The following is a 1394-nucleotide window of genomic DNA, read 5'->3' on the forward strand; positions in this document are numbered from 1 at the left end:
ACCCAGTGGAACATCATGGCCGTGGTGGCCAGCAATGGTCTGACTAAAGTAGGCAATGACATTGAATTGGGCGGTACGCTGGAAAAGAACACGACGATCAATACGCTGGGCTTTGACTTTATTTTTAACGCCGTCACGGGTGCGCTCGAATCACTCTTCAGAATGCGTCCTTCTGTCGGTTCGATAGATGTTTTCACCCAAGACACCAGTACGAATCAAGAATCCAGCTTTGGTCTTTTACCTCAGTCTGCGATTATCGAGGTCAATGGTGTCAATAATGTTCCCCAAAGCGAATCCTCACAAATGACGATGACCCAAACGGTCTGGCAAGCGGTTGTCACGCTGGGTGGGAAGATCAAAAACCGGCTACTTCTTGATGCCGATAGAGTTGAAGTGACAGCCGAACGGCTGGAATTCAAAATGGAAACGGCTCAGAATGGAGCGGTAGGTCATGTACTTACTTTGGTTGATGTGGTTACAGGCCGTGCCGAGTGGCTATCTGCACCTGGTGGTAGCGGCATAGATGACATTACCGAAGGCAGTGGTGATCCTTCCGGAGCACCAGCTCCTGTAGAACCAGCTGTCTATCAAAACACCGACAACGGAAGCCTCTGGATTTGGAATGGCCCAGGAGGTATTTGGTTGGAGGTTTGTTTAAAAACGCCATTAAATACTTACGATTCAATCGCTGATGCAAGGGCCGCAGGCTTGGTCAAAGGTGATCAATTTAAACTTAGTCAGGGTAATACCGAGGGAGGTGTTGCGGGGACAGTCATAGAACTATTATAAACAATGAAACAGCTACTTTTTTCACTATTGATACTGGTGGGCTTGAACCCACTGTTCGCCCAAACAGACATTGTAGCGGGTGGCGGTGAGTGTAAAGTCACTGGTGACCCAGACTTGCACCCAACACTGGGCAATGCAACACTGAACAACTGTTGGTTGGCTGTCGATGTGGCTACTGGCGATAAATACTGGTACAATCCACAAGGAGCAGCGGGTGACCGTTGGGATATTATTCCACCAGGAACGGATGATCAGAACCTAAGCCTTGCCGGCACCACACTAAGTATTGAAGACGGTAACTCCGTTGATCTGTCAGCACTCCAAGACGGCATCGGCACGGATGATCAAAATCTAACGCTTACCGGTACCACGCTGGCCATCGAAGATGGTAATAGTGTTGACCTGGCCACCCTCAACACCGACGATCAGACGCTTTCTCTTTCGGGAACGGAGCTGACAATATCTGAAGGTAACACCGTCGATTTGAGCGCACTGTCCGGCGTAGATAACGACGATCAGAACTTGAGACTTACGGGAACAACGCTAAGTATTGACGATGGCAACGCTGTTGACCTTTCCGCCTTACAAGATGGGACGGGCACGGA

General features: G+C 49.5%; 1 protein-coding gene and 1 pseudogene. Both read left to right on the top strand.

Annotated elements, in window-relative coordinates; all coding sequences use genetic code 11:
* A partial coding sequence (locus tag ACRBG0_RS28390; protein WP_431490202.1) for a hypothetical protein occupies positions 1–789 on the top strand: 789 nt, incomplete at its 5' end.
* A 3-nt stretch (positions 790–792) separates the two neighbouring features.
* Positions 793–1394 (top strand): annotated as a pseudogene (locus ACRBG0_RS28395) (hypothetical protein); the annotation flags it as partial.

The sequence above is a fragment of the Lewinella sp. genome (assembly GCF_050633125.1).
Classification (GTDB): Bacteria; Bacteroidota; Bacteroidia; order Chitinophagales; family Saprospiraceae; genus Lewinella.